The sequence below is a fragment of the Vibrio sp. 10N.286.51.E5 genome, from assembly GCF_041469125.1.
GTDB classification, from domain to species: Bacteria; Pseudomonadota; Gammaproteobacteria; order Enterobacterales; family Vibrionaceae; genus Vibrio; species Vibrio crassostreae_C.
Window position 1 is genome coordinate 165,272 of the sequence record NZ_JBFRJZ010000026.1, and the last position, 26,632, is coordinate 191,903.

Annotated in this window: 27 protein-coding genes and 1 other RNA gene; 10 read left to right on the plus strand and 18 right to left on the minus strand. The window is 45.6% G+C overall.

Going from position 1 to position 26,632, the window contains the following annotated elements; translation table 11 throughout:
* Positions 1–114 precede the first annotated feature (114 nt).
* On the minus strand, positions 115–1,434 hold the full coding sequence (rlmD, locus tag AB4161_RS10420; RefSeq protein WP_136978438.1) for a 23S rRNA (uracil(1939)-C(5))-methyltransferase RlmD: 1,320 nt from the start codon (positions 1,432–1,434) through the stop codon (positions 115–117).
* Between the two features lie 165 nt (positions 1,435–1,599).
* Between rlmD and barA the strand changes: the two genes are divergently transcribed.
* Positions 1,600–4,413, plus strand: a complete 2,814-nt coding sequence (gene barA, locus AB4161_RS10425; RefSeq protein WP_372074332.1) for a two-component sensor histidine kinase BarA — start codon at positions 1,600–1,602, stop codon at positions 4,411–4,413.
* 125 nt (positions 4,414–4,538) lie between these two features.
* Here the strand turns inward: barA and acpS are convergent, their stop codons facing one another.
* The 11 genes from acpS to rpoE all read right to left on the minus strand — a co-directional run bounded on the left by acpS (position 4,539) and on the right by rpoE (position 13,801).
* Positions 4,539–4,919, minus strand: coding sequence for a holo-ACP synthase (acpS, locus tag AB4161_RS10430; protein ID WP_017059039.1), 381 nt, complete (start codon positions 4,917–4,919; stop codon positions 4,539–4,541).
* A 69-nt stretch (positions 4,920–4,988) separates the two neighbouring features.
* The gene (pdxJ, locus tag AB4161_RS10435; RefSeq protein WP_017059040.1) at positions 4,989–5,726 is read right to left on the minus strand and encodes a pyridoxine 5'-phosphate synthase; all 738 of its coding nucleotides are present in this window, start codon (positions 5,724–5,726) and stop codon (positions 4,989–4,991) included.
* Positions 5,723–6,451 carry a DNA repair protein RecO gene (recO, locus tag AB4161_RS10440; RefSeq protein ID WP_019826299.1) on the minus strand — a complete coding sequence of 243 codons (729 nt, stop codon included), beginning with the start codon at positions 6,449–6,451 and terminating at the stop codon, positions 5,723–5,725. The genes pdxJ and recO overlap by 4 nt, the downstream gene beginning before the upstream one ends.
* Positions 6,452–6,553: 102 nt before the next feature.
* Positions 6,554–7,525 (minus strand): GTPase Era, encoded by a 972-nt coding sequence (gene era, locus AB4161_RS10445; RefSeq protein ID WP_017059042.1) that lies wholly within the window; start codon positions 7,523–7,525, stop codon positions 6,554–6,556.
* A complete protein-coding gene (gene rnc, locus AB4161_RS10450) occupies positions 7,518–8,195 on the minus strand; it encodes a ribonuclease III (RefSeq protein WP_017066012.1) in 678 nt (225 codons plus the stop codon). The genes era and rnc overlap by 8 nt, the downstream gene beginning before the upstream one ends.
* A 26-nt stretch (positions 8,196–8,221) precedes the next feature.
* Positions 8,222–9,118 (minus strand): signal peptidase I, encoded by an 897-nt coding sequence (lepB, locus tag AB4161_RS10455; protein ID WP_017068697.1) that lies wholly within the window; start codon positions 9,116–9,118, stop codon positions 8,222–8,224.
* 97 nt (positions 9,119–9,215) lie between these two features.
* Entirely contained in the window at positions 9,216–11,009 is a 1,794-nt protein-coding gene (gene lepA / locus AB4161_RS10460; protein ID WP_017059045.1) for a translation elongation factor 4, read from the minus strand.
* A 137-nt stretch (positions 11,010–11,146) separates the two neighbouring features.
* Positions 11,147–11,617 (minus strand): SoxR reducing system RseC family protein, encoded by a 471-nt coding sequence (locus tag AB4161_RS10465; protein ID WP_017059046.1) that lies wholly within the window; start codon positions 11,615–11,617, stop codon positions 11,147–11,149.
* Positions 11,614–12,576, minus strand: coding sequence for a sigma-E factor regulatory protein RseB (rseB, locus tag AB4161_RS10470; protein ID WP_017059047.1), 963 nt, complete (start codon positions 12,574–12,576; stop codon positions 11,614–11,616). The genes AB4161_RS10465 and rseB overlap by 4 nt, the downstream gene beginning before the upstream one ends.
* A complete protein-coding gene (locus AB4161_RS10475; protein ID WP_017063205.1) occupies positions 12,573–13,196 on the minus strand; it encodes a sigma-E factor negative regulatory protein in 624 nt (207 codons plus the stop codon). Before AB4161_RS10475 ends, rseB begins: the two co-directional genes overlap by 4 nt.
* Positions 13,197–13,222: 26 nt before the next feature.
* Positions 13,223–13,801 (minus strand): RNA polymerase sigma factor RpoE, encoded by a 579-nt coding sequence (rpoE, locus tag AB4161_RS10480; protein WP_004735377.1) that lies wholly within the window; start codon positions 13,799–13,801, stop codon positions 13,223–13,225.
* A gap of 389 nt (positions 13,802–14,190) precedes the next feature.
* Between rpoE and nadB the strand changes: the two genes are divergently transcribed.
* Positions 14,191–15,807 (plus strand): L-aspartate oxidase, encoded by a 1,617-nt coding sequence (nadB, locus tag AB4161_RS10485; RefSeq protein ID WP_017059049.1) that lies wholly within the window; start codon positions 14,191–14,193, stop codon positions 15,805–15,807.
* 135 nt (positions 15,808–15,942) lie between these two features.
* On the opposite strand, the gene AB4161_RS10490 is transcribed toward nadB, so the two are convergent.
* Positions 15,943–16,362, minus strand: coding sequence for a protein YgfX (locus AB4161_RS10490; RefSeq protein WP_372083303.1), 420 nt, complete (start codon positions 16,360–16,362; stop codon positions 15,943–15,945).
* A complete protein-coding gene (locus tag AB4161_RS10495) occupies positions 16,310–16,570 on the minus strand; it encodes a succinate dehydrogenase assembly factor 2 (protein ID WP_004735374.1) in 261 nt (86 codons plus the stop codon). The genes AB4161_RS10490 and AB4161_RS10495 overlap by 53 nt, the downstream gene beginning before the upstream one ends.
* A gap of 167 nt (positions 16,571–16,737) precedes the next feature.
* Here AB4161_RS10495 and ygfZ point away from each other — a divergent pair, with 167 nt between their 5' ends.
* From ygfZ to AB4161_RS10510, 3 genes are all read left to right on the plus strand, one after another.
* Complete coding sequence (ygfZ, locus tag AB4161_RS10500; RefSeq protein ID WP_102398276.1) at positions 16,738–17,709, plus strand: tRNA-modifying protein YgfZ; 972 nt, start codon at positions 16,738–16,740, stop codon at positions 17,707–17,709.
* Positions 17,710–17,713: 4 nt separating this feature from the next.
* Positions 17,714–18,175: an aminoacyl-tRNA deacylase gene (locus AB4161_RS10505; RefSeq protein ID WP_029235114.1), complete on the plus strand. Its 462-nt coding sequence runs from the start codon at positions 17,714–17,716 to the stop codon at positions 18,173–18,175.
* A 557-nt stretch (positions 18,176–18,732) separates the two neighbouring features.
* Positions 18,733–18,939, plus strand: a complete 207-nt coding sequence (locus tag AB4161_RS10510) for a DUF1107 domain-containing protein (protein WP_009847660.1) — start codon at positions 18,733–18,735, stop codon at positions 18,937–18,939.
* 111 nt (positions 18,940–19,050) lie between these two features.
* Here the strand turns inward: AB4161_RS10510 and AB4161_RS10515 are convergent, their stop codons facing one another.
* The 3 genes from AB4161_RS10515 to AB4161_RS10525 are packed head-to-tail and all read right to left on the minus strand — an operon-like array spanning position 19,051 to position 22,064.
* Positions 19,051–20,274 carry an FAD-dependent 2-octaprenylphenol hydroxylase gene (locus AB4161_RS10515; RefSeq protein ID WP_048605817.1) on the minus strand — a complete coding sequence of 408 codons (1,224 nt, stop codon included), beginning with the start codon at positions 20,272–20,274 and terminating at the stop codon, positions 19,051–19,053.
* A gap of 11 nt (positions 20,275–20,285) precedes the next feature.
* Positions 20,286–21,464, minus strand: coding sequence for a 2-octaprenyl-6-methoxyphenyl hydroxylase (gene ubiH, locus AB4161_RS10520; RefSeq protein ID WP_372083308.1), 1,179 nt, complete (start codon positions 21,462–21,464; stop codon positions 20,286–20,288).
* A gap of 24 nt (positions 21,465–21,488) precedes the next feature.
* On the minus strand, positions 21,489–22,064 hold the full coding sequence (locus AB4161_RS10525) for a YecA family protein (protein ID WP_017059055.1): 576 nt from the start codon (positions 22,062–22,064) through the stop codon (positions 21,489–21,491).
* A 308-nt stretch (positions 22,065–22,372) separates the two neighbouring features.
* Between AB4161_RS10525 and zapA the strand changes: the two genes are divergently transcribed.
* The 5 genes from zapA to serA all read left to right on the plus strand — a co-directional run bounded on the left by zapA (position 22,373) and on the right by serA (position 25,754).
* Positions 22,373–22,681: a cell division protein ZapA gene (gene zapA / locus AB4161_RS10530; protein WP_004735366.1), complete on the plus strand. Its 309-nt coding sequence runs from the start codon at positions 22,373–22,375 to the stop codon at positions 22,679–22,681.
* A gap of 11 nt (positions 22,682–22,692) precedes the next feature.
* A non-coding RNA gene (gene ssrS, locus AB4161_RS10535) (6S RNA) lies at positions 22,693–22,876 on the plus strand.
* 6 nt (positions 22,877–22,882) lie between these two features.
* Positions 22,883–23,482, plus strand: coding sequence for a 5-formyltetrahydrofolate cyclo-ligase (locus tag AB4161_RS10540; RefSeq protein ID WP_017059056.1), 600 nt, complete (start codon positions 22,883–22,885; stop codon positions 23,480–23,482).
* Between the two features lie 124 nt (positions 23,483–23,606).
* The gene (rpiA, locus tag AB4161_RS10545) at positions 23,607–24,263 is read left to right on the plus strand and encodes a ribose-5-phosphate isomerase RpiA (RefSeq protein ID WP_017059057.1); all 657 of its coding nucleotides are present in this window, start codon (positions 23,607–23,609) and stop codon (positions 24,261–24,263) included.
* Between the two features lie 261 nt (positions 24,264–24,524).
* Positions 24,525–25,754 (plus strand): phosphoglycerate dehydrogenase, encoded by a 1,230-nt coding sequence (gene serA, locus AB4161_RS10550; RefSeq protein ID WP_017059058.1) that lies wholly within the window; start codon positions 24,525–24,527, stop codon positions 25,752–25,754.
* A gap of 112 nt (positions 25,755–25,866) precedes the next feature.
* Here the strand turns inward: serA and AB4161_RS10555 are convergent, their stop codons facing one another.
* A complete protein-coding gene (locus tag AB4161_RS10555; RefSeq protein WP_017059059.1) occupies positions 25,867–26,580 on the minus strand; it encodes an oxidative stress defense protein in 714 nt (237 codons plus the stop codon).
* Between the last annotated feature and the right edge of the window lie 52 nt (positions 26,581–26,632).

Below are 26,632 nucleotides of genomic sequence, written 5' to 3' on the forward strand. Positions count from 1 at the left end.
GTTTTATACCCAATTCAATATGACTAACTGGTTCCAAGTTAGTTCGACCATATTGATATCAGCGCAGGCTTCCCTGCGCCTTTGTGATTCATTTGAAGCCTTGTTTAAGGGCCTCTAAGCCTTGATAAAGAGAGCCATCGATTCTAGATGACTGGTGTGTGGGAACATGTCCAACATACCCAGTTTGGCTAATTGATAGCCTTGTTTTTCTAAGCTCTCAGAATCTCTAGCTAGAGTAGCAGGATTACACGAAACATAAACCACACGCTTCGCTCCTAACGCTGAAATTTGATCAACGATCCCACTCGCTCCCGCACGTGCCGGGTCAAGCAATACTTTATCGAATTTCTCTTTTGCCCAAGGCTGTGAAGATAAGTCTTCTTCAAGGTTAGCTTGGTAAAATTCCGTATTGCTTAACTGGTTTAACGCTGCATTAGATGCGGCTTGCTGAACCATTTCATCAACGCCTTCTACACCAACCACAAACGCCGATTGTTGCGCGATAGGCAGACTAAAGTTACCGAGACCACAAAACAGGTCTAGCACTCGCTCATCCGCTTGAGGTTCTAGCCACTCAATCGCTTGAGCCACCATCTGCTGATTCACTTTCTGGTTTACTTGGATAAAGTGGTTTGGCTCAAACGGTAACGTCACGCCAGTTTCGCTGTAGCTAGGCGCATCACCAACCAGACGGGCCAACTTATCGGTTTCAGGCATCGAGTACAGCGTAGCGCCTTCTTCTTTTGCTAACGCAATCAGCGCTTGCTCATCTTTTTCAACTAAAGGCTTAAGGTGACGTAGAACCATAACAGGGCCAGTATCGCCCAACACCAATTCAACGTGTCCTAAAGACGTAAGGCTGTTGAAAGTGTTCAGTAAATTTTTCAGTTTTGGCAGCAACACATTAAGGCGAGGATCAAGCACGGCACAGTCGGTGATGTTTTCAATCTGCTTACTCTGCTTCTTACGGAAACCGAATTGAAGCTGTTGTGTCTTCTTATCAACAAATAGGCTGATACGTGCGCGACGTCGATAACCGGTTTCATCACCGACAATAGGTTGTGCAACTTCAGTGTTCGCCGTTTGGTATTGGCTCATCAGGTGCGTCAGAGATTGCGATTTATGCTCAACCTGAGAAGAGTAACCTAGGTGTTGAAGGTGACAGCCACCACACTGATTAAAGTGCTTACAAAACGGCTTTAAACGCTGCTCGCTCGGCTTCAATAACTTGATGAGTTTAGCTCGCGAAAACTTACTTTTGCTCTCAGTAAGTTGAATAACCACCTGCTCACCGGGCAATGCGCCATCAATGAAAACCGGTTTATTCTTTTGATAAGCGATGCCAGCGCCATTGTGATCCATTCGTTCAACCAAAACCGATTGATGCTTGGTCTCGAGTTGAGTTTTCTTTTTTGGTTGGAAAAAACGTGCCATTGCTTGTGCCTAATGTATCTTTTAATAAGTAATTGGTATCCAGGACTCACTATTATGTCTTGGAATCATTGTCGAACGTCACGGCTTTGATTAAGCTTACCGTTCACTTAACCGCCATTGTGTGCGTTATTTTCCCATATCCAGACCTCGATGTAATTAAAGAACATGACCAGATATGGCTTAAGAGCCCGTGTAATTACCTTAACTCTAGCTCCAACCCTGATTATTGGGTTGCTATTGAGTGCATTTTTCTCATTTAACCGCTATCAAGACCTTGAAGGTCAAGTGGTTAACACTGGTACTAGCATCATTGAGCCACTTGCGATTACGAGTGAATCAGGCATGAAGCTCGAAAGTCGAGAGTCTGTTCGTCAGCTTATTAGCTATGCGCATCGAAAGAATTCTAAGCTAGTGCGCAGTATCGCGGTGTTTGATGAGCGTCATGAGTTGTTTGTAACCTCAAACTTCCACCCCGATTTTGAAAGCCTGACCTACCCCAAAGATAAACCGATCCCGCATTTAAGCTCATCGAACCTTCTCGATAATACGCTGATTCTGCGGACACCTATCATCGCCGAAGGCCAGTACATCAATTCAGCCAACGGTCAGTCTCAAGCTAATCAAGCGATCGGCTACATTGCGATTGAATTAGATCTTTCATCACTTCGATTGCAGCAATATCAAGAAGTGTTCTCTGCATTCTTAGTGTTGATTCTCGGGCTTGGTTTATCGGGCGTGTTTGCGTTCCGCTTAATGCACGATGTCACTCAACCGATCACACACATGAAAAACATGGTCGACCGAATTCGTCGAGGTCACCTAGATGTGCGTATCGAAGGTAAGATGCATGGTGAGCTAGACTCGCTGAAAAACGGTATCAATGCGATGGCGGTATCGCTATCAGAGTATCACGTCGAGATGCAGCACAGTATCGACCAGGCCACATCAGATTTGCGTGAAACTCTTGAACAGCTAGAGATTCAAAACGTTGAGTTAGACATCGCGAAGAAACGCGCTCAAGAAGCGGCTCGTGTTAAGTCTGAGTTCTTAGCGAATATGTCTCACGAATTGAGAACGCCGCTGAACGGTGTGATTGGCTTTACTCGTCAAATGCTCAAGACTCACCTATCGAACAGTCAAACCGATTACCTACAAACCATTGAACGCTCGGCAAACAACCTGCTTAGCATCATCAACGATATCTTGGACTTCTCGAAACTTGAAGCCGGTAAATTAGCCCTAGAGAACATCCCATTTGAATTCCAAGCCAGCCTTGAAGAGGTAGTAAACCTTCAAGCAACCAACGCTCATGAGAAAGGCCTAGAACTGACACTGAAGATCGACCCTAAAGTACCGCCAGGTGTGGTGGGCGATCCACTGCGTATTCAGCAGATCCTAACCAACCTTGTTGGTAACTCAATCAAGTTTACCGAACGCGGCAACATTGATATCAGCGTTGAGCTTCGCTCACAAAGTGAAGACAACATCGAGCTGCAATTCATGGTTCGCGATACGGGTATTGGTATTTCTGAGCGTCAACAAGCTCAGCTTTTCCAAGCTTTCAGCCAAGCCGATGCAAGTATCTCTCGTCGTTACGGCGGTACAGGCTTAGGTCTGGTTATCACCCAAAAACTGGTCAGCCAAATGGGCGGAGAGATCAGCCTAACCAGTCGTCTTCACCAAGGCTCTACCTTCTGGTTCACCTTGAGACTATCAACGACTGATATGCCGATGACAGAGCTGATTGAGACGCAGTGTCTGCAAGACAAACAACTGCTGCTTATCGAGCCAAACATGCAAGCGGCATCGATTACTCAGCAAATCCTAACCCAAGAAGGCTTAGTGGTAACGTATCGTTCGGTGATGCCAGATGAGACGACCTCGTATGACTACGTTCTGCTTAACCTAGCCGCCAACCAAGAGTATCAATTTGATACTGTGAGTGGTTGGGCGATCGGTGCGAAGAAGATTGCTCAAAACGTGATTATTGGTACACCAAGTACCGAGCTAGCGTTGGGTGAGCAACTAATGAAAGAGGTCGATGTTCAGTGCATCACCAAGCCTCTTTCTCGTAAGAAGTTGCTGCAAACTCTGGTATCGAATCAGGCACCTACCTTGATTGCACCAGCGATTGAAACGCATTCTGAAGAGAAGTTACCGCTTACTGTGATGGCAGTAGACGACAACCCAGCCAACCTTAAGTTGATTACCGCGCTGCTTAAAGAGCGTGTAGAAACCGTCATCAGTTGTACCAGTGGTCAGCAGGCGATAGACAAAGCGACAGAGACGCCATTTGATATCATCTTCATGGATATTCAAATGCCACAGATGGACGGTGTAACCGCTTGTCAGAACATCAAAAAACTGGCGAACAATGCGAATACACCTGTAATCGCCGTGACCGCACATGCAATGATTGGCGAACGAGATCGACTGCTTGAAGCGGGCATGGATGACTACCTAACCAAACCTATTGAAGAGCATGTTTTACAGCAGGTTCTGATTCATTGGAGCTCGACCTCTGAGGTTGAGCACATCGAAAAAATAGATCCAGACCACCCAGCGGTCTCTGCTGAAGTCGACAACGGTCCGGTGTCAGAAACTGAAGCCAGCGTGCACACAAACATCATCATTGATTGGCAAGCTGCGATGAAACAAGCCGCCAATAAAGAAGACCTCGCACGCGATATGCTGCAAATGCTCGTCGACTTTATTCCAGAGGTGTATGAGGCAGCAGACAAAGCGATAGAAGACAGTGACTATCCAGTTGAAGAGCTGATACACATCATTCACAAGATGCATGGCAGCAGCTCGTACAGCGGCGTACCAAGGCTAAAATCGGTATGTGCGACAATAGAGAAAGAGCTGCGTTCAGGTACTTCTGTTGAAGACATTGAACCTGAGCTTTTCGAGCTTCAGGATGAATTAGATAAGGTTCAAGCAACCGCGATTCACTACTTGAAACAGGCCAAGGCCTAGCGGGTACTTGTTACTCACTAGTATTCTTTAGAGGGTTTACCCGCCAATAAAAAAGCAGAGCTCATGAGCTCTGCTTTTTTCTGTCTAGAGCCAAGAGCACTAGATATAAAGTCGCGATAATCTGTTTACGATTCGAGTAACACCGTTGCCACAGCGTAGTGACGCTCATCCGAGATAGTCAGATGAATCGATGTTGTGCCATTCGCCTCTGCGATTTCACGCGCTTTCTTGTGTAAGCTCAATACTGGCTTACCATGCTCATCGTTTGAAATCTCAAAGTCGTGGAAGGTAACACCCAGCGCAATCCCCGTACCTAACGCCTTAGATGCAGCTTCTTTAGCAGCAAAACGTTTTGCAAGGTAACGGCCTTTTTGCTTCAACTGTTGGAATACTTCAAACTCAGAATCCGTCAAAATACGCTGAGCAAAAGCGTCGCCACTTCGCGACAGCGCCTTCTCGACACGTTCGATTTCTGCGATATCTGTACCTAATCCAACAACTGCCATGTTTCCTCTACTACTTAACTTCTGTCTAATGATTAACTGTACATCGCTTAGTGCCGACGACTTGCCGAACTAAGCGTTGTTACGTGCTGTTTCCATGATTGCTTTCATGTCTGCAACGGCTTTGTTTAAGCCATCAAACACTGCACGTCCCATGATCGAGTGACCGATGTTCAGCTCGTAGATCTCTGGAAGTGCCGCAATCGGTGCTACGTTGTGGTAAGTCAGACCATGACCCGCATTGACTGTGATACCTAAGTCATCTGCATAGCTTGCGCCTGCTGCGATCTTCTTAAGCTCGTCTTGTTGATCTTCTTCTGTCTTAGCATCAGCATAGTGACCCGTGTGCAGTTCAATGAACGGTGCGCCACACGCTTTTGCAGCATCGATTTGCTCACGGTCAGCATCGATAAACAGAGATACCTTGATACCTGCTGCAGACAGTTTTTGTGTCGCCGCTTTGATCTTCTCTAGTTGACCAACTACGTCCAAGCCACCTTCAGTGGTTAGCTCTTCACGTTTTTCAGGAACCAGACAAACAAACTCAGGATTAGTATCGAGTGCAATTTGAACCATCTCGTCCGTTACGGCCATCTCCAAGTTCATGCGAGTTTGAAGTGTTTCAGCCAGAATACGCACATCGCGATCAACGATGTGACGACGGTCTTCACGCAGGTGAATAGTAATGCCATCTGCACCAGCACGTTCAGCGATTTCAGCTGCGTGTACTGGATCTGGGTATTTAGTACCACGTGCATTACGTAGTGTTGCAATATGGTCGATATTAACGCCTAAAAGGATTGAGCTCATTTTCCAATACTCCGTGCTCTGGAGAGGGCTATTGTTGGCATAAATAGCTCTCTACTTTTTAATGGTTTGCCGCCAAGATACGGCTTTAAGGCTATGCGTGTAAAGCGTTTTGCCGCTTTTAACTGCTCTTTAGTGATAAACCTACGTTCGCTGATTGCAATAAGTTCATCGCCCATAAAAGTCAGGTTATCTCGACGTACTGAAGCGATGAAACCTTTCTGCTCTCGATAGCGATAAGTCATGCTCGGATCAATCGCTTCGCCAGTGCCCGCGCAGTGTAAAAAGTCGACGCCGTAACCCATAGCAGATAATAGAGCCAGCTCAAAGCGACGCAGTGCTGGCTCAGGATTATCATTATGCGCCAGCTCTGTTAAAGCATGAAGATAGTCGTGAAAAAGTGCAGGCATCGGTACTTCCGCCATCAATACCCGACCGATAAGCTCGTTCACGTACATGCCTGAATACAGATTAATACCGGCGAGAGGGAGCCCCAAGCTGATGGGTTCAGCTTGGCGTAAGGTTTTCATCGAACCATTACCAGACCACTTAAGCAATAGCGGCGTAAAAGGTTGTAATGCACCTTTCAAATTGGAACGCTTGCTGCGAGCGCCTTTAGACATCAACGTCACCCGACCGAACTCTTCGCTGAAGACGTCCAAGATCAGGCTCGACTCACTGTATGGTCGACGGTGCAACACAAAGCATCGCTGTAACCCTTCGCTCAATCACTTACCCTTATTACAGATACAAAAAGAGAGAGTTCGCACTCTCTCTTGGATTTATCTTCAGTTCAACTTTCTTAATCTCAGAAAGTGACGTTCAATATATTATAGATCGTCGATGTAGCCTAACGAGCGAAGTGCACGCTCATCATCAGCCCAGCCAGATTTAACCTTGACCCAAGTCTCTAGGTAAACCTTACGGCCGAATAGCTCTTCCATATCGATACGCGCTTCACGACCAATCGTTTTGATCTTCTCGCCCGCTTTACCAATCACCATTTTCTTCTGGCCTGTACGCTCAACAAGAATCAGTGCATTGATGTGGAAGCCATCGTTATCTGGGTTGTAATCGAAACGTTCGATTTCAACCGTTACCGAGTAAGGTAGCTCGTCACCCGTAAAGCGCATCAGCTTTTCACGGATAATTTCAGAGGCCATAAAACGTTGCGAGCGATCAGTCACGTATTCTTCAGGGAAGTGGTGTGTCGCTTTAGGTAAATGTTCACGTACGTGCTTACGCAGTACATCAATATTTTTACCTTGCTTCGCTGAGATTGGCACTACATCAATGAAGTCCATCTTCTTAGAGACTTCCATCATGTGCTGCATCACGTTAGTACGGTCTTGAACGTTATCTACTTTGTTGATGCAAAGTACAACTGGGAAGTCAGTCTTCTTCAGTTTGTTCAGAACCATCTCATCGTCGTCAGTCCAGTGAGTACCATCGACAAGGAAGAATACTAGGTTTACATCACTCAATGAGCTGTTCGCCGCACGGTTCATCAAGCGGTTGATGGCACGCTTTTCTTCAATATGAAGTCCAGGAGTATCAACAAAGATCGCTTGGTAATCACCCTCAGTTTCAACGCCCATAATACGGTGACGTGTCGTCTGTGGTTTACGTGATGTAATAGAAATCTTCTGACCCAGAATATGGTTCAGAAGCGTCGACTTACCTACATTTGGGCGACCGACAATAGCGATGAAGCCACAGTGTTGGTTTTCCGGTAGGCCTGTTTTTTTGCTATCAGATGAAAAGAATGCATCGATATCGAAATCTTGGTTGTTATCAGACATTGCTTAGTTGCTCTAATGCTGTTTCAGCAGCCGCTTGTTCTGCCTTGCGGCGGCTAGTGCCTTTACCGATAACAGGTTTATCCACACCTGCCACTTCACACTCAACCGTAAACTCTTGGTTGTGTGCTTCACCTTTAATATTAGTCACTGTGTAGACAGGTAGAGGATTTCTTCGACCTTGCAAAAACTCTTGTAGGCGAGTTTTCGGATCTTTTTGAGATACTCCAGGCTGAATAGCATCTAGGCGAGATTGGTACCAGCTTAAAATAATGCCGCGAACCGTCTCGGTATCACTATCTAAATAGACAGCGCCGATGACCGCTTCAACCGCATCCGCTAGAATAGAATCACGACGGAAACCGCCACTCTTCAACTCACCTGGACCTAATTTTAAGTAATCTCCTAGTTCGAATTCACGACCTAGTTCTGCCAATGTATGACCACGTACTAATGTTGCGCGCATGCGGCTCATATCACCTTCGTTTACCTTAGGAAAACGGTGGTAAAGATCATCAGCGATAACAAAACTTAAAATTGAATCGCCCAGAAACTCAAGACGTTCGTTATGTTTACCTGCGGCACTGCGGTGAGTCAGCGCCAAGTGGATAAGATCGGCATCATTAAACTGATAGCCAATCTTTCTCTCTAGTTTATCAATTGGAGAATTCATGCTCTCTCGATGTGTTATGTGATCGATTAATGAATCCCACCGATGCGATTAAAACGCACACCAGTAGGAATCCATGTTGGAAGTACACTGTCTGAACCGCGTTCGAATTCGAAGCTGATCCAAATAGCAACGGCCTTACCAACAAGGTTTGCTTCAGGGACAAAGCCCCAGTAACGGCTATCGGCACTGTTGTCACGGTTATCACCCATCACAAAGTACTGGCCTTCTGGAACGACCCATTCGTTAACACCATTGCGAGGCTGATATGCTTGCACACGATCGCGGCGCAATGGGTTAACTAAAATCTGGTGTTCTACGTCTCCAAGCTGTTCGTTCAGCTGAATCAGAGGCACACCATCTTGAATAAATTGGCTCTCTTCAACATTACTTAGTTTCACTGGTTCACAGCTACTTGTACCCTTCGCCTGAATGCAGATCTCTTTACGACTGCTGTAGCGAATGGTGTCACCTGGCATACCAACAACACGCTTGATGTAGTCGATGTTAGGCTGAGGTGGGTACTTAAATACGATTGAATCACCACGCTCTGGCTTGCCCGTTTCTACCAGTTGAGTGCGCCATACTGGGTCTTTTAGACCGTACGCGTACTTCTCTACCAAGATGAAGTCACCAACCAAAAGCGTTGGCATCATCGAGCCAGAAGGGATTTGAAACGGTTCATAAATAAATGAACGCAGAACCAAAACAAATGCAATTACCGGGAAAATGGACACACTGTTCTCAACCCACCAAGGTTGAGCCGTAACTTTTGCGCTAGTTTCAGCGTCTAGGCCATTCGATTGTGCTTCAACGTCAGCAAGCTTTTGCTGGCGCTTCTTCGCCCACACAAACTTTTCCAACGCCCATACAATGCCGGTCACTAGAGTTACGATCACTAAGATAAGCGAAAATGTATTAGCCATTGATATCCCTTAAATTTCATTTCTTTAAAAATAACGAAAGTGAAAGAGTAGCGAGCTACTCTTTCACTTTCAATTATTCGTTTAATGCTGGATAAAGTTAATCTTTGCCAACATGAAGGATTGCAAGGAAAGCTTCTTGAGGCAGTTCAACGTTACCGATCTGCTTCATACGCTTCTTACCTTCTTTTTGTTTCTTAAGAAGTTTCTTCTTACGACTGATATCACCACCGTAACATTTTGCGATTACGTTCTTACGCAGTTGTTTCACTGTAGAACGAGCAATGATGTGGTTACCAATCGCTGCTTGAATCGCGATATCGAACATCTGACGAGGGATGAATTCTTTCATCTTCTCTACCAGTAGACGACCACGAGACTGAGCAATATCTTTGTGCGTAATGATAGCTAGTGCATCAACTGTTTCGCCATTCAGCAGTACGTCTACACGTACCATGTTTGATGGCTCGTAACGTTGGAAGTTGTAATCCAATGATGCATAGCCGCGAGACGTTGACTTCAGACGGTCGAAGAAGTCTAGAACTACTTCTGCCATAGGAAGATCGTACGTCACAGCAACTTGGTTACCGTGGTAGACCATGTCTACTTGTACGCCACGCTTCTCAACACACAGTGTGATTACGTTACCTAGGTAATCCGAAGGTACCAGAATATTACAGCGTGCAATTGGCTCACGAATTTCTTCTAGGTCATTAACCGCTGGCAGTTTAGCCGGGCTATCAACGTAAAGAACCGTTTTATCTGTTTTTACAACTTCATACACTACTGTTGGAGCAGTTGTGATTAGGTCTAGGTCGTATTCACGCTCTAGACGCTCTTGGATGATCTCCATGTGAAGCATTCCTAAGAAGCCACAACGGAAACCAAAACCAAGTGCTGCTGAACTTTCTGGTTCAAAGAACAGTGATGCATCGTTCAGGCTTAATTTGCCTAACGCGTCACGGAAGTTTTCGTAGTCATCAGATGATACAGGGAATAGACCAGCGTATACCTGAGGCTTCACTTTTTGGAAACCAGGTAGACGTTCAGTGCTGCCGCCTTTTGCAAGCGTCAACGTATCACCAACCGGTGCACCTAGGATGTCTTTAATACCACAAACAACCCAACCTACTTCGCCAGTATTTAGCTCTGTAGTATCGATTTGCTTAGGCGTGAAGATACCTAGACGGTCAACACCCCATACTTGGTCTGTCGACATTACTTTGATCTTATCGTTCTTCTTCAGCTTACCGTTTTTGATACGAACCAAAGAAACTACGCCAAGGTAGTTATCGAACCAAGAGTCAATGATCAACGCTTGTAGAGGCGCTTCAGGATCACCTTCCGGTGGCGGGATTGCCGTCACGATGTTTTCTAGAACATCATCAACACCCAAACCTGTTTTCGCAGAACAGCGAGTCGCTTCCATCGCATCGATGCCAACGATCTCTTCGATTTCTTCAGCAACACGTTCTGGTTCAGCAGCTGGTAGGTCAATCTTGTTCAAGATTGGCACTACTTCCAGTTCCATTTCGATTGCTGTGTAACAGTTTGCTAGAGTTTGTGCTTCAACACCTTGGCCAGCATCCACTACAAGTAGTGCGCCTTCACAAGCCGCTAGAGAACGAGATACTTCGTAAGAGAAGTCTACGTGTCCAGGAGTGTCGATAAAGTTAAGTTGGTAAGTTTCACCATCTTTAGCTTTGTAATCTAAAGTCACACTCTGCGCTTTAATTGTAATACCACGCTCGCGTTCTATATCCATAGAATCGAGGACTTGAGCTGCCATCTCACGTTCACTTAATCCTCCACAAACTTGGATTAAGCGGTCAGAAAGGGTCGACTTACCGTGGTCGATGTGGGCGATAATCGAAAAATTACGAATGTGCTTCATAGGCTTGGTGTGACTAAACTCTTTGAATAGGGATAATAAGAAAGCCGCGACGCGTCCAATCTACAGTCAGCATTGGTGGCGGCATTTCAATCAAGTTGGCAGATTCTACCCAATTTAAGGGCAAGAAGCATCATAAATTAGACGAGAGACTCACCTAGGATTCGAATCAAGACGACTTCTTGCTTGGATTTGTCTTCCATGGGTTTGGCTAACCGCTTCGCTAAGGCAATCCCACCAGCAGTAAACAGTGCTGCACTTAAGATAACAATGCCCTCGCCCCCCTGGAGTAAGGGTTGTAACAAGAGTTGCCCAAAACCAGCACCAATCATCAACATGAAAAGTGGGATGAGATAAACAATCGCCGCCGACTGAAGTAGGCTTTTTTCTGGAAAGCCAATTTCTACGATTTGTCCAGCTTTGACTAAGCTTTTGGTTTTAAGCTGCCAAAACAAAGATTTATTGCCAACAGCCTTGGTCACAATACCCGTACCGCAGTTTTTTTGAGAAGAACAGCTGCTACAACTGGTTTGTTGTTCGCAGCTCAATTGAACAAAGTATTGCTTACCTTTTTGTTCAACCGAGCTAACGGTCGCCAGCGCGGTCATCATTGCGCTTGTACCGATTTATTAAATGTAACTGACTGAGCAATACGTTTTGCAGTTGCCGGCGGAATGTCACCAACCACAGAGATCTCTTTATCGCCAATCACTAAGCTGTGCAAGGTTCTACGCCCTTGACGCACCAGCTGCCCTTTCAATGAATGCTCATCTTTTTCCGCGATATAAACCGAAAAGTTAAACAGTCCATCACTGAAAAGCTGACTTTCAACCATTTTATCGGTCGCAGCCATTTGATAGCGGCTAAGCTCTTTTGATTTAAACCCTTCAGGAATCCACGACGCTTGCCAGTTAGTTTCACTCACTAAGCCTTCCGGCAGTGATAAAACTTTCGGCAATTGAGCTTGGCTCAAGCCACCCATAGCCTCAGCAATCTTATCGTTCACCACGTAAGAGATAGTGCGGTACTGTTCAAGCACTTCGCCATCACGATCCAAAAGGTCGGCACGCAAAGGAAGATTCGTTTTTTCGTCTACCCAAACCACGTAAGAGTAGCGAAGGCCATCTTTCGGCACGACACGCAGCACTTGAGTGGTGCTACCTGCTTCACGAGAGCGACCAACTTTCACAAAGTCGTAGTACTGATTCAGAGATTCGATATCTCGATTAATCATCGGAATAACAGGCGCAACCATGCTGCCTGACTGAATCGTAAATGGCTCTGTACCCGGCTCGATGTAGCTAACTTCGTTGCCACGTCGAATGACTTCACGAACAGGGCCGCTTAGATAAACAAGGTGTGCAAGTTGTTGGTCGTCGTTAACCGCATGGCGATAAACAAGAGGCTCAATACTGCTCTTCTTTATCAAAATGTAGGAGAGTTCGTAATTTAGATGCTGACTGGCCTCGTTCATTTGATGCAACAAGGCCTTTGCAGTGGTTTCCTCTGCAAAGGCTGTTGGAGACATCAAGCTGAACAGTGTCAGTGCACTGACCAGGATTTTCTTCATTCAATGTCCGATTCTAGATGTGCATCTTGCATTGGCGATGCATCACTGTTTAATCTTAGCTGCAGCTCATAATCTTCTAACAATGCATGAACGCGTTTGCGCTGCTCTTGCAAGTTAGCTTCAGATGCTGGTTTCTCAACAGAGTCACGCGTTAAACTTACTGGTTCCGCAGAACCGGCAAATGGAATCGTCTGGAGTACAGGCAACTGCTCTGGTGCTGCAGGGTCGCTACCACCATATTGTTGAACACCTAATACAACGGCTAATGAAACACACGCTGCCACGGCAACTTGTCCAAACTGTTGTAACCACGCCGGAAGCTGACGCTTCGCTTGCTGAGGTTTAGGTTGCTCTTCAATTGGAGCAACAGTAGGTTCAACATTCACTTGGTGCAGGTTCGACATTGAACCATGTGCAGGCTCGTTCTCAAGCGCTGCCGCTACACTATTAGCAATGTTCCACTCTGGAGTTTCTGGCGAATCCCCACGCATAACATCACCAATTAAATGGTAACTCTGCCAAGTATCCATGCTTTCTTGATCAGATTCTAGATCTACAATGAGAGCTTTATCGATCGTTTCACCATCCATGAGTGCCGAAAGCTTTTCTTTATCAGCCATTATTTTCACCATAATTATTACAAGTTCTAGCGTTGCAAAAGAGGTTTGATTTTCTTTTCCACCGCTTCACGAGCTCGGAAAATACGCGAACGTACGGTTCCTACAGGGCAATCCATTACTTCTGCAATCTCTTCGTAGCTCAAACCTTCGAGCTCACGCAACGTCATTGCAGTTTTTAAGTCTTCTGGTAGCGCTTCAATCGCTCCAAAAACAACTTGTTTCAATTCGTTTGACAGCGTTAAGTTCTCAGGGTTCGATATTTCTTTTAACGCGCTGCCTGTTTCGTAATATTCTGCATCTTCTGCATCTACATCGGTTGCTGGCGGCCTACGGCTTTGGGCAACGATATGATTTTTAGCAGTGTTCACGGCAATTCGGTATAACCATGTATAGAAGGCACTCTCGCCACGAAAGTTAGGTATCGCGCGGTAAGCTTTAATAAAAGCTTCTTGTGCTACATCAGGTACATCACCGGAATTATTCACGTATCGAGAGATAAGATTACAAACTTTGTTTTGATACTTAACCACTAGTAAGTTAAATGCCTGCTTATCTCCACTCTGAACTCGCTCAATCAACACTTGATCGGTTAGCTGCTCGTTCATTCGAGCGGGTACTCCTATTGTTATAACCCTCACCTTCACAGATATGGGGACTAATTATGCGAAATGTAGTATTGACACCACCGTCTACAAGAGCACTATTGTGACTAAGCCAAATACCGAAAGTTCCAACTTTCTTAAAATTATTTGCCATTATTGTTTCACAATGTGATGTAATAAAAATAGCTATCCCTATCAATTTGGGGAAACTTGAGCAAAAGCAATGGTATTGAGCAATTAAATATTTCTAGATAGCTGTCTATATATTGATTTTGCATAGCGTTTAAGGATGACTCTGGAGAGATTATAACAGTCTTAGCCAAACTCCTAAAACAAGACAAAGTCAATTGAGAGTGGACAACTCGACTATAGCCCGGGATTTAATAAGTTTTATGAACGCAAACCGTGAACATCAGTGTGATGTATTAGTGGTAGGAAGTGGTGCGGCAGGCTTGTCATTAGCCTTACGCGTAGCAGAACATGCAAAAGTAATTGTATTAAGCAAAGGACCACGCAGCGAAGGATCGACGTATTACGCACAAGGTGGTATCGCCGCGGTGTTCGATGAGTCGGACAGTATTGAGTCTCATGTAGAGGATACTCAAATCGCTGGGGCTGGGTTATGCGAAGAAGATACAGTTCAATTCATTGCTGAAAATGCGAAAGAGTGTGTGCAATGGCTGATTGATGGTGGTGTTCCATTTGATAAAGATGAGAACAGCACAGAAGGCCAACCAAAATATCACCTCACTCGTGAGGGTGGCCACAGTCACCGCAGAATTCTGCACGCTGCCGATGCAACTGGCATGGCGATGCAAACCTCACTACAAGATAACGTCAACAACCACCCAAATATCGAGATCTTCGAGCGCCACAATGCGCTGGATTTGATCACGGAAGATAAGATTGGTGGTTCAAAAGACAAGGTGATCGGTGCCTACATTTGGAACCGTAACCAAGAACATGTTGAAACCGTGCGCGCTAAGTTTGTTGTATTAGCAACAGGCGGCGCTTCAAAGGTTTACCAATACACCTCTAACCCAGATGTTTCTTCAGGTGATGGTATTGCTATCGCTTGGCGTGCGGGTTGTCGTGTGGCAAACCTTGAGTTCAACCAGTTCCACCCAACTTGTTTATTCCACCCAGAAGCGCGTAACTTCCTACTAACGGAAGCACTGCGTGGTGAAGGTGCTTACTTGCGTCGTCCAGATGGTTCTCGCTTTATGAAGGACTTCGATGAGCGCGGTGAACTGGCGCCACGTGATGTGGTTGCTCGTGCAATTGACTTCGAAATGAAGCGCTTAGGTGCCGACTGTATGTATGTTGATATCAGCCACAAGCCTGAAGAATTCATCACAGCGCACTTCCCGATGATCCATACTCGCTTGATGGACTTGGGCATCGACATGACCAAAGAGCCGATCCCTATCGTACCAGCCGCTCACTACACGTGTGGTGGTGTCATGGTGAATAAGCAGGGTCAAACCGACCTAACGAACTTGTATGCGATTGGCGAAGTGAGCTACACCGGCTTACACGGTGCAAACCGAATGGCTTCTAACTCACTGCTTGAGTGTGTGGTTTACGCATGGGCAGCAGCAAAAGATATCGTTGAGAACATCGACCAATCTCAACTGTGCGCTGAACTGCCAGCATGGGATGAAAGCCAGGTCACCAACAGTGATGAAGAAGTTATCATTCAACACAACTGGCACGAACTGCGCCTATTCATGTGGGATTACATGGGCATTGTTCGAACGGATAAACGACTAGAGCGAGCATTGCGTCGCATTCAGATGCTGCAACAAGAAACTCATGAGTACTACAGCTACTTCAAGGTTTCGAATAACCTATTAGAACTGCGTAACTTGCTACAAGTGGCAGAGCTAATGGTTCGTTGTGCAATGCAACGTAAAGAGAGCCGCGGCCTCCACTACACGTTGGATTACCCTGAACTTGCAGAAGACAGTGGCCCAACGATTCTGACGCCAGAGAAACGCCAATCATAATAATTGGTTAAACGTGCTTAGCGAATTAGCCGTCAGCGGAAAATGATTAAACGAAAGGGAGCCGAGTGCTCCCTTTTCTTTTGTCTAACGCTTTCTTTTATCTAATACTTTCTTTCATCGAATAGTTTGGCTTCTCTAGCGCGCTCGTTGTAAGTTCGCCAGAAAATGGCGATATTCTCGCTCGCAACAGCTGTCCCGCCAAAGCAGTACCGAGTGCCCACATTCAAACTGCAATTTAACGAAGAACTGCGCCCAGATCTTATCAACGGACTTGAGTCGGTAAGTTCGGTCATTGAGTCGAATATCACCATCCTCTCTGTAATCAAAACGCCCATAGACACTATTTAGAATCACATGATTGTTTCTGAACAAGCGGATCATTAAAGCTAAGCAATAAAGGCTGGCGGCAAGTGGAATAGAAGACAGGACGATGAAAAACAAAAGGCACCCCAAAATAGTGCCTTTTGCAAATAATGCGGAATACGAAGGGTTAAGCTGAAGCTTAACGAACCTTGCTGAGGTTGTGTGCGACAATTTTATCAACCATTGATGCATGGCCTAGGTTTTCACTGCGTCCGTGGCCCATTACCCAAGTAAACAAATCTGGATCATCACACTCTAATAGAGAAACAAACTCGCGCTGTTCCTGCTCTTGCAATGAATCAAAACACTCTTCGAAAAATGGCATGATGACTACATCAAGTTCTAACATGCCGCGACGGCAACCCCATTTAATTCGTGCTTTCTGCTCTGCAGTGTACATTGGCTATCCTCACCTATAATTTTTCTTTCTCGGAGTGTAACAAGTCATACGCCTTGCAACTACTATGTGAGTCACAGTCCCTATCTAAGCTCACAAAAAAACCTAGGCTGACAAAGAAACAGAACCGGATTAACATAGAGCCAAATAAAATTCTTAGGAAAGATAAAATGGATTGGAAAAACATATTTCAGCCACTCGCTCATACGCAAAATGAATCGCTTCCAGAACTGATGATGACACACGTATCAGACTGGAGTGCAATTACCATGATAGGCGATGACAAAAAGTCGTACCTACAGGGTCAAGTAACGTGCGATGTCGTCACTCTTCCTAATGATGAATCCACATTAGGCGCGCACTGTGATGCAAAAGGAAAGGTATGGAGTATCTTTCGTTTGTTCCACCACAACGGTGGCTACGCACTCATGCAACCTAAATCAGCGATTGAAGTCGAGCTCGTTGAAATCAAGAAGTACGCGGTGTTCTCTAAGGTCGATATCGAGCAAACGTCTGACGTTGTTATCGGTGTGATGGGTTCGTCAGCTAATCAATACATTGATTCTATTTCAGAAAGCCAAGGTAATGTGCGTGCTATCTCTGGTGGTACAGCGGTTCAAGTTGCAGATAACCGCTGGGCTCTACTTGTGACAGAAGAAGCCGCTGAAGCCTTGGTATCAAACAGTGCTGCGGAGAAAGTATCAGAAACACTTTGGCAATATCATGAAATTCTTGATGCTCAGCCTAACCTATCGAAAGCAGAGCAAAACGAGCACATCCCTCAAGCGCTTAACCTGCAAGCGATTGGCGGTATCAGCTTTTCAAAAGGCTGTTACACAGGTCAAGAAACGGTTGCTCGTGCTAAGTACCGTGGCATGAACAAGCGTGAGATGCGCATTGTGTCGGGCACAACTGCGGACGTGCTGTCGTTAGAAAACCCTATTGAACTGGAACGTAGTGTGGGTGAGAACTGGCGTGGCGCAGGCCGACTATTAAACGTCTATCAATTTGCTGATAACCGAGCGATTGGTTTGATGGTACTGCCAAACAACCTTGATGACGATGTTCAGCTGCGACTGACCGCGCAGCCTGATCAAACATGGAATATCCTGCCACTGCCGTACAGCCTTGACGACGAGTAACCACGTGGAAACGCAGATTACACAATGGCTGGATCAACAGCAGGTGAATTATCGCCTGCTGATGCAAAGCAAGCCAACCACCAGCATTGAAGAAACTGCACAAGAGCGAGGCATCGACGCCTCTCAAATGGTGAAGTGCATCCTGCTCAAGGATATGGGCAACCAGTATGCGTTAGCCTGTACTGCTGGCGATCGCTCTGTCGACCCCAAGAAAGTACGCTCGGTACTGAATTGCCGTCGAATGACCTGCGTGTCGCTCGCTGATGTTGAAGCGATCACCGGTTTTAAAGTGGGTTGTGTTGGTCCGCTCGCTCTCAAGAGACACATGCCGATCATTTTTGATCCTTCCATTCAAAACAACTCGACCGTAACCATTAGCTCCGGCGACCGAATGGCTGGCGTTGCGCTGGATCTCAATGATCTTATGGCGCTATGTGCACCGACCGTCGCGGACATCAGTCGATGATCGTTTAGATCATGCTTCGCAAACTTCATTTTAATATTTCATTGAGTACATTTTTAGTGTGAACCTCGTCATAAGAAGAACACACCATTAATAAATAGTTACTCAAAATAAAAGCATAAGTAGTCACAAAGTTAAATTTGCGTTATTGTAAATTTACTGACTAGCTATTAAGCAAATCAGTGCAAGTGAATCCACTGAGTAACATCAGTATCCACTTTTGTGTAATGCATCTGTGACTATTCGCCCGTTTTAGACGGGCTTTTTTTTGTCCGAAATTTACAATTTGATTACACAAACAAAAAAATCCCGCCTATTCTTATACTTGTAACATTATCACTGCTTAATACTGAACAGAAAAGTTCACGGCAGTTCACTACTCAGTATTATTTTGGGGAGGAGCTCACGTAAAAATAGATATTTACTGAAGAAAGTGCTTAGAACAGCACAAATATCTAATTAACGTCAACGCTACTGCATATAACTCCATGCTTATCACAATTATTATCTCGGAGTTTTTCTATAATATGCAGGCTAGGTAAATATAAGGATAATTAAGAATGAGACTGTTTAAGCGCTATACACCGAGTATGATTGCTAAACATGTAAGTCGACTTTTCAAAGGACGAATCTACATTTACGGCGTAGGAAAATTTGAGTTTGATAACGGTAAGCTAGTGCTACCAGACCGAGCAGAAAAACGTCACTTTCAAACAGTGAAAGAAATAAATAGTGAAATCATGAAACTGCGCTGCGCGTACGCATGACCTGATTATCTACAGAATTAAAAACAAAAAGGGTTGGCATTATGCCAACCCTTTTTTCGTACCAATTTTCGTATCAATGATGATTCGATAAACCACCAGAACACTATGTCATTATCGATGAGTCACTGGACGCTTAGCTAAGTCAGGAAGATTGCCAGACAAACCCAGTGCGCGCTTCATGATCTCATCTTTCGCACCCGGTAATTGGCCCGCTAGCTTCATACCAATACCACGAATCAGCTTCTTAGCTGGGTTATCGCCTTCAAACAGATCTTTAAAGCCCTGCATTGAAGCAATCATTTTCGCCGCCTCTGCTTTTCTCCAGCGCTCGTAGCCGCGAAGATTACGCTTGGTGCCAATATCCTCACCCGCAGACCATAGCTTTAACAGCTCTTGCGCTAAGCTTGCTGCGTCTAATAAGCCAAGGTTCACACCCTGCCCTGCTAATGGGTGAATGGTATGAGCAGCATCACCAACCAAAGCCACACGCTCTACCGCAAAGTCACGCGCATAACGCATACGCAGTGGGAAGGCAAAACGGTCACCAACCACTTCGCACAGTCCAAGCTTTGAATCGAACTCTGCCGTTAGCTGCTTATTAAAATCAGCATCCGACATGGATACCAGCTTCTCGGCACGATTTGGTTCCGTAGACCAAACAATCGAGCTCATGTTGCTTGGTTGCATTGGTAGGAATGCCAATGGGCCTTGAGGCGTGAAGATTTGACGAGCAACGCTGTGGTGCGGCTCTGTGGTTTTGATGTTCGCGACAATCGCACTGTGTCCGTAATCCCAATGTGTTAATGGGATATCTTGCTGCTTACGAACCCAAGAGTTTGCGCCGTCTGCTCCAACAACTAACTTAGCTGTCAGTGCTTGACCATTGTCCAATGTTAACCAAGCTTCACTTTCACCAATCGCCATCGTTTTACACGTTGCGGGCATATACAGGCTGACGTTGTCTTGTTTCTTAACCTGATCAAGCAGCGCTAATTGAATCACACGGTTTTCAACGATATGACCAAGATTAGGCTGAGCCAAGCGTGTCGAGTCAAACTCAATACGAGCGAAACTGTCTTGTTCCCACACTTCCATCGCTTGATACGGTGCAGCGCGTCTTTGTTCGATACCTTGCCATGCACCTAGGTTACGAAGAATCACTTCACTAGAACGACTCAACGCGGATACACGCACATCAGGCAGCTCACTCAGCCCTTCACTAGGCGCTCTGCCTTCAATGACAGCGATTCTTAGGTCACTGTCTTTTAGGGCAGCAGCAAGCGCTAGGCCAACCATGCCACCACCAACAATCGCGATATCAACACTTTGCATCATTATTTATTACCTTATCTTTCTACTAGGCCAAGCGTATGACGCAAAAGTGGACCTTTAAGTGGTGGAAGGTTATCTATTACGGCTAACCCAAGATTACGCCCAATGCGAGCGGTCATATAATCGTTTGAGAACAGGTGAACTAGGCTTGAAGTCAACGTGATCGTTGCGTCTCGGTCTTGTTCTCTACGCTTTCTAAAGTTAACAAGACCACGGTAACGACCTACATCATCTAACTGGGTACACAACTCTTCTGCCAAGGAAGCCACATCTCGGATGCCTAGGTTAAAGCCTTGCCCCGCAATTGGGTGAAGCGTTTGAGCAGCATTACCAACAATGGCAAATCGATGAGAGATATTTTGCTGTCGGTGACGAAGAATCAGAGGGTAACTCGCGCGCTTGCCGACCTTCTCTAATCGGCCAAGTCGCCAGCCAAAGTCATTCTGCAATTGCTCAAGAAATTCATTGTCGTTTAGCGTCATCACTTTTTGTGCTTGCTCTGGTGTTAAACACCAAACCAGCGATAAACGGTTGTCACTCATCGGTAATAGAGCAACTGGCCCATGATGGGTAAAACGCTCAAATGCGCGACCTTGGTGAGGTTCACTCGCCACAATATTGGCAATCACAGCGACTTGCTCAAAGTCATGCTCACTCAATGAGATATTGAGCTGTTGGCAACAGGTTGAGATTGCACCGTCAGCAGCAACCAGTAACTTAGTGGTTACTGTTTGCCCACTTGTCAGTTTAATCGTCGTCAACGCTTCTTCACGTTCAACTTTACTAACAGACTCAGGACAAAGCATGGTAATTGCCGCTTCTGATTCAAGTTTCTGCTGATAGATTCGACCCACATCTGCTAACTCGACCACGTAGCCAAGCGCATCTACAGCAAGCTCTTCACTGTAGATGTCTGTCATTCCGGCATGCCCGCGATCCGAAACATGGATATCTTTAATCGGGGTCGCGACCGGAGCGATAGATTGCCATAAGCGCAAAGAATCCAGGATCTGCACCGTGCCATAGGACAAAGCAATCGAACGAGAATCAAACCCAGGGTGAGCTTGATGATCAACCTGATAAGGCTCCACTACCGCAATCGACAGTGAACCTTGGCTTAGGTGATTCAAAGCAAGGGCTAAGGTTGCCCCTGCCATTGCGCCACCAGCAATTACAACATCATACTGAGCCATCATAACCTCAAACCGGCCAACGAATTAATGAATGGTAGGCGCCGCATCTTCAGATGGGCGAGCACCAAATTCAGCATGAATCGTTAGTGCACACGCTTTTACGTGCTCAATAACGTGCTCTAGAAGCTGCGCTTGCTCTTCCAGATCATCTTCTTCGTCAATGCCTAGCTTAGCCATCTCTTCTAGATCAGCTAATGCTTCTTTTGTACTGTCAGACGCTTTGTTCAATTGAGCGCCAACCAAGCCTAGACCAGTAATGAAATGGTTAATCCAATCAGACACACCATCAGCCAAGTCAAATAGGCTTGCGCTTGCGTCTTCGTCAGGCAGCAACATAGACAATTCCATACCCGAACCTGTGATTTCACTGGTCGTTACTTTCAGTGTCGCTTCCGCTAGCGTTAATGCGCGATCTGGCCAACCCATGCCTTCATTGGTGTAATCGAAGATCAGTGGTTGCCAGCTTTTATCTGCAAGGCTTAAGCCTCCGCTTAACATACCCGTTAATAAACCGTGCATCTCAGCAGGGGTTACGGCTAGACTTGCCGATTGAAGTTCAGTCGCAACCGTTAGGTAGTCAGGTAAAGTAGTTTCGCTCATCAGATAGCTCGCTCAGTTATTCTTTATATCGATAGTATAATCGTACCACTTCACCCCAATTCTGGTAAGCATCGATCCCCAGCAATTGAAGGATGACTGACTACCAATTGTTCAATTTGCTGAATTACTGTGTGCTCAAGCTCTCATTTACAAACAGTCACTCTGAAAAGCTTGAATCTTAATAGCGGTTTACCTATAGTTTCTCCCTCAGAGGAGATTGCTTCCTCATCGGTACTTGCACTTTTTCTTTCTCAAAAAATGGCGAAGGGCAACAGCCTTAAAATAGCGCGTTAAAGAGTTCATCCATCATGAGTAATCAAGCGGTAGACGTTGAAATATTAGGAAAACTGACTCGAGTGAATTGTCCACCAGGGCAAGAAGAGTCATTGATTGCAGCGGCGGCCGATCTTGATAATCGATTGAAAGAGATGGCTGAACGTACTAAGGTAACCAATGAAGTGAAGCTGCTGACTATCGCAGCTCTGAATATTTGCTACGAATTACAAACCAAGAAGTTTGAAGCAAATGATGAACAAAACGCACTGACCGAGCGAATGGAACAGCTCACGACATCACTTTCAGATGTCCTCAGTAAAGTTAAGCACGGACAGCAATAGCGTACACAAAATTTACCCTGGAGTGTTTGTCAGAGGATTCACGTCCCCGAGCCGATAAGCAATCCCTAAGGGTTAGTACTTGAGTGCTATTGAGCATGCTCGGCCCGACCGAGAAGCCTACGGTAATCATTGCTGATCCGCCTTGAACTCGCTGGTTCAAGGGCCATCTATTCTCAACGGCACTTTGGGGTATCCCTTCTTATGAAGACGCTCACACGCAGCGAATTTCGCAAACAGATCCGTATCAAACGCAATGCCTTATCTGGCGACCAACAAACTCAATCCGGTATCGACTTAGTTAAGCAGTGCATGCAGCTTGATGAAATTCAGTCTGCTCAGCATATTGCCCTCTATATCTCTATCGATGGCGAACTCGATACTCAGCCTTTAATCGAATGGTTATGGGCGCAAGGTAAGCAAACTTATTTACCAGTATTGCACCCCTTCTCTGCCGGGCACCTGCTGTTTTTACACTACTCGCCAACCACACCGACGGTCTTGAATAAGTACGGTATTGTCGAACCTCAGCTCAATCAAATGCTGGTTAAACCTTGTCAGCAACTCGACCTTATTCTTACGCCCCTTGTCGGCTTTGACTCCCATGGCCATCGTTTAGGTATGGGCGGCGGATATTACGATCGCACCTTGGCAAAGTGGTTCGAGACGGGCGAAGGTGCAGCTCCTATTGGTTTGGCTCATGATTGCCAACATGTTGATACGCTACCGATTGAAGAATGGGACATTCCGTTACCTAAAATCGTGACTCCGAGTAAAACTTGGCAATGGGAAAACAACCATTAAAGCGCTATAATCGCGCCGCAAACGTTAACCTCGATATAGAAACGTTAACTCAATATCTAAACGTTAACTTCATCATTACGCAAACGATCAATTCAAAGCGCAAGACCTTATTCAGGAGAATGGCATGACTCAAGATGAAATGAAAAAAGCAGCTGGCTGGGCAGCACTTCAATATGTTGAAGAAGGCAGCATTGTAGGTGTAGGTACTGGCTCTACAGTAAATCACTTCATCGACGCACTAGGCACAATGAAAGACAAAATCAAAGGTGCGGTTTCAAGCTCTGTTGCTTCAACGCAGCGACTAGAAGAGCTAGAGATCAAAGTGTATGAGTGTAACGATGTCGCTAAGCTAGACATCTATGTTGATGGCGCAGATGAAATCAACCCAACTCGCGATATGATCAAAGGCGGCGGCGCTGCTTTGACTCGTGAAAAAATCGTAGCGGCTATCTCTGATAAGTTTGTGTGTATTGTTGACGGTACTAAAGCAGTTGATGTGTTGGGTAAATTCCCACTGCCTGTTGAAGTAATCCCAATGGCACGTTCATACGTGGCACGTGAGTTGGTTAAGCTTGGTGGTGACCCAGTTTACCGCGAAGGCTGCACAACCGATAACGGCAACGTGATCCTAGATGTGTACGGCATGGCGATCGAAAACCCGAAACAACTAGAAGATATCATCAATGGTATAGCTGGTGTGGTGACGGTTGGTCTGTTCGCTCACCGTGGTGCTGATGTGGTTATCACCGGCACGCCTGAAGGTGCAAAAATCGAAGAATAAATAATAGAAGATTGAGTTTTTCTGTTACTTCATTACATACGGTGCCCTAGGGCGCCGTTTTTTTTGCTTTATTGCTGTAAAATTATGTCTTATTCCGTAATTTTCTTACCCAAAACATTTTTTTTTTGTTACTTTATTGTTCAGAAGACGCACAGGGAAAACGTTTGTCTCCTAACAAAGTGGTGAATTTGTTCCCCTTTCAGCCATTTTGTAGCACGTGCGCCGCATTTGCCCAACCTTTCCATTTTAAGGACGAGAACAATGGCCAAAGTTTCACTGGAAAAAGAAAAAATTAAAATTCTACTTCTAGAAGGTCTTCACCCTTCTTCTGTAGAAGTACTGCAAGCCGCTGGTTACACAAACATTGAGTACCACAAAGGCTCACTACCGGAAGATGAACTTCTTGAAGCAGTAAAAGATGCTCATTTCATTGGTATTCGTTCTCGCACTAATATCTCCCAAGAAGTTATTGATGCAGCTGAAAAGCTGGTTGCCGTCGGTTGTTTCTGTATTGGTACTAACCAAGTCAACCTTCAAGCAGCAGCAAAACGCGGTATCCCTGTGTTCAACGCACCGTTCTCAAACACTCGAAGCGTTGCTGAGCTCGTTCTTGGTCAGGTTCTATTGCTACTACGTGGCATTCCAGAAAAGAACGCGCTTGCACACCGTGGCATCTGGAAAAAGAGTGCCGACAACTCTTACGAAGCCCGTGGTAAGCGTTTAGGTATTATTGGCTACGGTCACATCGGTACTCAACTGGGTATTATTGCTGAAAACCTTGGCATGCGTGTTTACTTCTACGACATTGAAAACAAACTGTCTCTGGGTAACGCAACGCAAGTTCATACCATGACGGAATTACTGAACAAGTGTGACGTAATCTCTTTGCATGTACCTGAAACCAACGAAACAAAAGACATGATGGGTAAAGAAGAGTTCGAGCGCATGAAGCCTGGTTCTATCTTTATCAACGCAGCTCGTGGCACGGTAGTCGATATTCCTGCTCTGTGTGGCGCTCTGGAGTCTGGACACCTTGCAGGTGCGGCTATTGATGTTTTCCCAACAGAACCAAAAACCAATGCAGACCCGTTTGAGTCTCCATTAATGCAGTTCGATAACGTGATCCTAACGCCTCACGTGGGTGGTTCAACTCAAGAAGCACAAGAGAACATTGGTGTTGAAGTTGCTGGTAAGCTAGCGAAATACTCTGATAACGGCTCTACGCTATCAAGTGTTAACTTCCCTGAGGTATCACTACCACTGCATACTGGAACGTCTCGTTTATTACACATTCACGAAAACCGCCCAGGCATCCTAACTCAGATCAACACCATCTTCGCTGAGGAAGGGATCAACATCGCGGGTCAATACCTACAGACTGCGGCTGATATGGGTTATGTCGTTATCGATGTAGAAGCCGATCGCTCTGAAGAAGCACTGCTTAAACTGAAAGAGATCGAAGGCACAATCCGTGCTCGTCTTCTTCACTAATCATCGCACTCAAAATGCATAAAAAAGGCTCTCATCATGAGAGCCTTTTTAGCATTTGGCCTATCGTAGGTAATTAGGCCGTCATGATCCAAAACCTTCTATAGCACTGTCATTACTCTTCGATCTGGTAGATCACATTCACGCGATCACGAATGGTGATCGTTGAGTCTTCATAAGAGTTCGATTCTGTTCTTGCATCCATCGCCATTGAACGCATGAGTACTGGCTGAGAAGATTGGGCGTTGTAATCCACGCGCCATACATCACCTAACTCGCGCTCAAAACCACTCGCCAATGATTTAGCTTTTGATGTCGCATCTTTAATGGCTTCTAAGCGCGCTTGCTCTTGATACTTAGCTTGGTCGCGAACTTGCAGTTGGATGTTGTCGATCTGATTAATGCCTTCTCCAATCGCAATATCCATGTACTCATTAAGATTAGCTAGCTCAGTCACTTGAACGGTCACATTACGTGAGGCGCGGTAGCCAACCAGTTCCGGTTTGCCATCTTTCGGGTAATGATATTGAGGAGATAAATACAGGTTAGAGCTGTGTACACTCGCCTCATCAACACCAGCTTGATGTAGCTTGTTTAGAAAGCCTGTCACGACTTTATCAACGGTATTTTTAGCCTGTTCAGCAGTCATCGTCGATTCCACGACTCTCACAGAGAATGTCGCCATATCAGGTGTAGCGATCACTTCACCATAGCCTGTCGTTGAAATATGAGGAAAGGATGGAGAGTCAGCCAATGATGGAAAACTCACAGCACTCAACGCCGCAGTAAGAGTAAGAGACGTTGCTAACATCTTTGGTACAAGCTTCATTAGGTATGACCTATGCTAAACAAATGTCCTTTCATCATAGAGCAATTTATCG

Excerpts from the sequence above, each read along its gene's own strand:
- rlmD (WP_136978438.1), bottom strand. The coding sequence starts at position 1,434 with ATGGCACGTTTTTTCCAACCAAAAAAGAAAACTCAACTCGAGACCAAG.
- barA (WP_372074332.1), top strand. The coding sequence starts at position 1,600 with ATGACCAGATATGGCTTAAGAGCCCGTGTAATTACCTTAACTCTAGCT.
- acpS (WP_017059039.1), bottom strand. The coding sequence starts at position 4,919 with ATGGCAGTTGTTGGATTAGGTACAGATATCGCAGAAATCGAACGTGTC.
- pdxJ (WP_017059040.1), bottom strand. The coding sequence starts at position 5,726 with ATGAGCTCAATCCTTTTAGGCGTTAATATCGACCATATTGCAACACTA.
- era (WP_017059042.1), bottom strand. The coding sequence starts at position 7,525 with ATGTCTGATAACAACCAAGATTTCGATATCGATGCATTCTTTTCATCT.
- rnc (WP_017066012.1), bottom strand. The coding sequence starts at position 8,195 with ATGAATTCTCCAATTGATAAACTAGAGAGAAAGATTGGCTATCAGTTT.
- lepB (WP_017068697.1), bottom strand. The coding sequence starts at position 9,118 with ATGGCTAATACATTTTCGCTTATCTTAGTGATCGTAACTCTAGTGACC.
- lepA (WP_017059045.1), bottom strand. The coding sequence starts at position 11,009 with ATGAAGCACATTCGTAATTTTTCGATTATCGCCCACATCGACCACGGT.
- AB4161_RS10465 (WP_017059046.1), bottom strand. The coding sequence starts at position 11,617 with ATGATGACCGCGCTGGCGACCGTTAGCTCGGTTGAACAAAAAGGTAAG.
- rseB (WP_017059047.1), bottom strand. The coding sequence starts at position 12,576 with ATGAAGAAAATCCTGGTCAGTGCACTGACACTGTTCAGCTTGATGTCT.
- AB4161_RS10475 (WP_017063205.1), bottom strand. The coding sequence starts at position 13,196 with ATGGCTGATAAAGAAAAGCTTTCGGCACTCATGGATGGTGAAACGATC.
- rpoE (WP_004735377.1), bottom strand. The coding sequence starts at position 13,801 with ATGAACGAGCAGCTAACCGATCAAGTGTTGATTGAGCGAGTTCAGAGT.
- nadB (WP_017059049.1), top strand. The coding sequence starts at position 14,191 with ATGAACGCAAACCGTGAACATCAGTGTGATGTATTAGTGGTAGGAAGT.
- AB4161_RS10490 (WP_372083303.1), bottom strand. The coding sequence starts at position 16,362 with ATGCATCAATGGTTGATAAAATTGTCGCACACAACCTCAGCAAGGTTC.
- AB4161_RS10495 (WP_004735374.1), bottom strand. The coding sequence starts at position 16,570 with ATGTACACTGCAGAGCAGAAAGCACGAATTAAATGGGGTTGCCGTCGC.
- ygfZ (WP_102398276.1), top strand. The coding sequence starts at position 16,738 with ATGGATTGGAAAAACATATTTCAGCCACTCGCTCATACGCAAAATGAA.
- AB4161_RS10510 (WP_009847660.1), top strand. The coding sequence starts at position 18,733 with ATGAGACTGTTTAAGCGCTATACACCGAGTATGATTGCTAAACATGTA.
- AB4161_RS10515 (WP_048605817.1), bottom strand. The coding sequence starts at position 20,274 with ATGATGCAAAGTGTTGATATCGCGATTGTTGGTGGTGGCATGGTTGGC.
- ubiH (WP_372083308.1), bottom strand. The coding sequence starts at position 21,464 with ATGGCTCAGTATGATGTTGTAATTGCTGGTGGCGCAATGGCAGGGGCA.
- AB4161_RS10525 (WP_017059055.1), bottom strand. The coding sequence starts at position 22,064 with ATGAGCGAAACTACTTTACCTGACTACCTAACGGTTGCGACTGAACTT.
- zapA (WP_004735366.1), top strand. The coding sequence starts at position 22,373 with ATGAGTAATCAAGCGGTAGACGTTGAAATATTAGGAAAACTGACTCGA.
- AB4161_RS10540 (WP_017059056.1), top strand. The coding sequence starts at position 22,883 with ATGAAGACGCTCACACGCAGCGAATTTCGCAAACAGATCCGTATCAAA.
- rpiA (WP_017059057.1), top strand. The coding sequence starts at position 23,607 with ATGACTCAAGATGAAATGAAAAAAGCAGCTGGCTGGGCAGCACTTCAA.
- serA (WP_017059058.1), top strand. The coding sequence starts at position 24,525 with ATGGCCAAAGTTTCACTGGAAAAAGAAAAAATTAAAATTCTACTTCTA.
- AB4161_RS10555 (WP_017059059.1), bottom strand. The coding sequence starts at position 26,580 with ATGAAGCTTGTACCAAAGATGTTAGCAACGTCTCTTACTCTTACTGCG.